This window comes from Magnetococcales bacterium (assembly GCA_015231925.1).
In the GTDB taxonomy this organism is placed as follows: Bacteria; Pseudomonadota; Magnetococcia; order Magnetococcales; family JADGAQ01; genus JADGAQ01.
Map to the genome: position 1 here is coordinate 1 of JADGAQ010000123.1, position 4,071 is coordinate 4,071.

At 63.2% G+C, this 4,071-nt stretch carries 5 protein-coding genes; 2 read left to right on the top strand and 3 right to left on the bottom strand.

Annotation, left to right across the window (positions count from 1 at the left end; translation table 11 throughout):
* On the bottom strand, positions 1-589 hold a 589-nt coding region (locus tag HQL56_13165), incomplete at its 3' end, for a hypothetical protein (protein MBF0310469.1).
* A 96-nt stretch (positions 590-685) separates the two neighbouring features.
* On the bottom strand, positions 686-1,051 hold the full coding sequence (locus HQL56_13170; GenBank protein ID MBF0310470.1) for a hypothetical protein: 366 nt from the start codon (positions 1,049-1,051) through the stop codon (positions 686-688).
* Between the two features lie 242 nt (positions 1,052-1,293).
* Here HQL56_13170 and HQL56_13175 point away from each other — a divergent pair, with 242 nt between their 5' ends.
* Together HQL56_13175 and HQL56_13180 are read left to right on the top strand one after the other, a co-directional pair.
* On the top strand, positions 1,294-2,361 hold the full coding sequence (locus HQL56_13175) for a 6-bladed beta-propeller (protein MBF0310471.1): 1,068 nt from the start codon (positions 1,294-1,296) through the stop codon (positions 2,359-2,361).
* 296 nt (positions 2,362-2,657) lie between these two features.
* The gene (locus HQL56_13180) at positions 2,658-3,413 is read left to right on the top strand and encodes a cytochrome c3 family protein (protein ID MBF0310472.1); all 756 of its coding nucleotides are present in this window, start codon (positions 2,658-2,660) and stop codon (positions 3,411-3,413) included.
* A 7-nt stretch (positions 3,414-3,420) separates the two neighbouring features.
* Here the strand turns inward: HQL56_13180 and HQL56_13185 are convergent, their stop codons facing one another.
* On the bottom strand, positions 3,421-3,993 hold the full coding sequence (locus tag HQL56_13185; protein ID MBF0310473.1) for a hypothetical protein: 573 nt from the start codon (positions 3,991-3,993) through the stop codon (positions 3,421-3,423).
* Positions 3,994-4,071: the final 78 nt, after the last annotated feature.

Consider the following 4,071-nt stretch of genomic DNA (forward strand, 5'->3'; position numbering starts at 1 on the left):
GTTTGGCCGCCTCCTTGGCACCCGGTTTGTTTACGGCGGGTTTACCCTCGGCGGCAGGCGGAAACGGCGGCGGCAACATGGCCTGAGCCATGGCCGCATCCGGCACCCCCTTGGGGGCAGGCTCCTCCCGAGGCTCGGCAACATGGGCCGGCTTCCCGGATCCGGCCTCCACCACCGCCGGCAGAGTGGGCGCCCCACTCCTTTCCGCAGGCGGCGTGAGAATCGATTCGGGGCGAACCGCATCGGGGCGAAGCGGACCGGCCTCCTTGATGATCTTGTCCTGCATCTGCAACCGGGCCGGCTCCTCCCCCTTGCCCGCCGTCTCCACCACCGGCGGAACAACCTTGCCCGCTTCATCCTTGTGGGTCAGCAGGCGAACCGCCCCCAGCAGAATGCCGACGGCGATCACCCCCATGCCCAGTCGCATCAAACCCCGCTTGCGCCGACGGCGCAACGCCGCCTGACGCTTCTCCTCCCGCAGAATCTCCTCCCGATCGGGATTGTGGCCCTCCGGGACCTCCCGGCGACCCGGATAACCCCGCTCTCCGGCAGGACTCCATTGCGATTCGTGCAGGCCGTCTTCTTCCATGACTCCCTCCTTGGCGGTTAATCCTTCCCCGGCTGGTTCGGCTGCAACGGATTGTGCCAAATTTCGCGGGATCCTTCACGGGTATATGGGCTTTTGTCAGCAGGTAACGTGAAATAGGGCGCTGCAAGGCCCCGGATCCGCATTGAATAGGGCCAACGCCCGGGGCGTGGGCGCTGAAACCACCTCCAAACCATGCAGGGCGAACAACTCGCTCGCCTCGGGCGAAAGCTCGACCTGCCCATATTCGCCACTGCCCAGAATCAGCCGCTCCCCCGCATCCTCCAACAAAAAACGGGCCTCCACATCCGAAAGGGTGTGACTGGTGCCGTATATCTCCTTGGAAAGCTTCTTCTTGCGCTTGATCACCCGACCGTCGCAACGAATGACCACGTCGTGACGGAAGACTTCCCCGTCGATGGTGATACTGCCGAAGGAACAGGCATCGATATGCGGTTTGCTCATGGCGCGTCTCCCGAAAAGGGATGATAGGCAAAATCACCTGGGGTTTCCGCTCCGGCTCCCCGTGAAATGATACCGCAAGGCCTCCCTCCCCGCCAGCACGAAGAACAACAGCAGTGAAAACGGCCCACCGCTTGCGAAACACTCCCCAACGATGCACATTCCGGTTTTCGGTGCGCCCTTCCGCGCCAAATCCGCTCCGACAACCCCACCTCCTTCCCGTATTTGAGAAGCCGTTGTCAAAAATGGGAAAATTTCGCCTCCATCTGCTGCTCTTCGGATTGCTTTCCGCATGCGCCGGCCAGGTCGAGGTGGCCAATCAGGCCGATCTCTTCTGGCCCCCCCTGCCGGAACAGCCGCGCTATCTCTTCGAGGCGGTGTTGCGCTCTCCGAAGGATTTACACGCCAAGGAGGAGAAGAGTCTTCTCAAGGAGGTCGGCGTCGACAAGGAACCGGATCGCGTCTTCAGCAAGCCGGTCCGGCTGGCCGCCCGCGGGGGACGCCTCTTCGTCACCGATTCCGTGGCCCACCTGGTGCATGTCTTCGATGTGCCCCGCAGACGCTATTTTCGCTTCGGCGTGCGCCGCGAAGGGGCCTTGACCCATCCAGTCGGCATTGCCGTCGACGCCGAAAAACGGGTCTATGTGGTCGATGCCGGCAAGAAACGGGTGGTGGTCTACGACGAACTGGGACTCTTCCTGCGTTTCGTCGGCGAAGAGGCCGGTCTGATTCAACCCGCCGGCATCGCCGTCCACCCCCTGGACGGGCGGATCTTCGTCACCGACCACGGCCCGCCGGGCAGCAGCGTGCATCGGGTGGTGATCTTCGCCCCGGATGGCCGTCTGCTCGGCGACCTGGCCCGAGCGGGCCGCGAGGCGGGGCAATTGCTCATTCCCACCGACGTGGCCGTGGCCGGGGACGGCGTCATCTACGTTCTCGACGCCGGCAACTTCCGGGTGCAGGCCTTCTCCTCCGAGGGCCTCTTTCTGCGACAGTGGGGCGGTGTCGGTCGCAGCCTCGGCCAGTTCGCCCGGCCCCGCGCCCTGGCCGTCGATGCCGAAGGACTGGTCTACGTCCTCGACGGCTCCTTCTGCAATCTCCAGGTCTTCTCCCCTCAGGGCGAACTGCTGCTGCCCATCGGCGAATGCCGCGCCGAGGAAAAACCCGGCGCTTTCGCCTCCCCCTCCGGAGTGGCCATCGATGAAACCAATCGTGTCTACGTCGTGGACCAGGTGCATCTCAAAATCAGCGTGCTGCGCAAACTCTCCGAACAGCAGGGGCGGGAGGCCATGAGCCGGGCTGCCGGAAAGTGATTGCACAATATATAAGTAAAGACCTGGTCCGCAGATTGCTTTTATAAAAGGTACAACCGGATCCCGCCAGTCGGACAACTGGCCCAACTTCCGCATCGGCAGGCAGGGCGCGAATCATGCAGACGATTCAAGGGGTCATTCGCCTTCCCGGAATCGGGAAAGGGCTGCTGCTTGCGGTGGCGTTGCTGTCGGCGTCGGCCCGGGCCGCCGACTATCCCAGCAACTTTTCCGGTCGGGACGGCATCGCCAACACCCGCCACAATCTGACCCAGTCCACCGCCGGGGTGACCTCGGCCATGAGTACGGTGCGCAACAACTACGAAGAGGTGTGCGTCTACTGCCACACCCCGCACGGGGCCAATACCGAGATCAAAGCCCCCCTGTGGAACCGCACCTTCAAGTCCAACACCTACCAAACCTACGATGCCATGGGCACCCCCAGCCTGACGGCTGCCGTCAGTCAGCCGGGCGTGGCCTCGCTGACCTGCCTCTCCTGTCACGACGGCACCGTGGCCATCGACTCCATCATCAACATGCCCGGTCCGGGCAACTACAACGCCAATGCCAAAACCTCCCATCAGGAGACCTTTCTCGACGCCTGGCGCGATACCACCACCGGGGCGGGCAAGGGCTCGCTGAAACACTACGCCATCGGCCAATCCTCACCCAACGAAAGCTACGGCTGCATGGTCTGCCACTCCGGACCGGGAGGTTTCGAAGTGGCCACCGACTTCACCGCGTTCAATATCGGCACCGATCTGCGCAACGACCATCCCGTGGGCATCAACATGCCCAGCACCCGTTTCGGCCAGGATTTCAACGCCCCCAGCCAGCAGGGCGACAAGTTGGCCTTCTACGACCTGGACGGGGATTCCCGAGCCGATGCCAACGAGGTGCGCTACTACAAAACATCAAACGATTTTCGCGTGGAGTGCGCCTCCTGCCACGATCCCCACGGGGTGCGGCAAGCCGGCGGCCAGTTGAACCCCTCGTTCCTGCGGGTCAACAACCAGACCAACAGCACCCTGTGCCAGACCTGTCACGCCATGTGACCCGGACTTATTCCGGGATGGTCTCTTCCGGGATGGTCTCTTCCGTGAGGGTTCCTTCCAGCAGGCCGCACTCCGGTTCGGCGCGACCCTGGCTCTCCATCACCTTGAAGAGCAATTCATAACCCACCCGCCAGCGCAGACCCTCACGGGTCAGCAGGGTGGCCGTCTTGGGGTTGAGCTGCTGAATCCGCCCGTAGTGTTCCCGTTGGTTCTTGTCCCGGAAACCCACCGTCTCCCCCACCTGTAAATGGCTGCGCTCCAGACGGGTTTGCCCCGGCTGCGGGTGGATGTCGCAGGCCACCCCCTCCAGATTGATCATGTAGGGTTGGATGCGCCAGCCTTTGCCGTCGGCCACGTTGCGCACCACCACGGTATTGCGTTGCACCGCCTCGACCACCGCCTCGACCAGCCGATTCTCCGGCCCGTCGAAATAAGCGATGCGCTGGCCGGGACGCAAGCGTTGCCGGATCGCCTCCAGACGCCCGGGGTGCTGCAACAGCGTGTCGATGCCGCGACGCAACCGGTAAAGATCGAAGAGTGTGGCCTCTTGCAACGCCTGGAAAATCGACGAGTAGTCCATGCGACTATTCAAAAACGGCCTGCAGCGACGCGGCCTCCAGGACTTTGCCGGTCCAGCCACCCAGTGTCTCCGAATCGG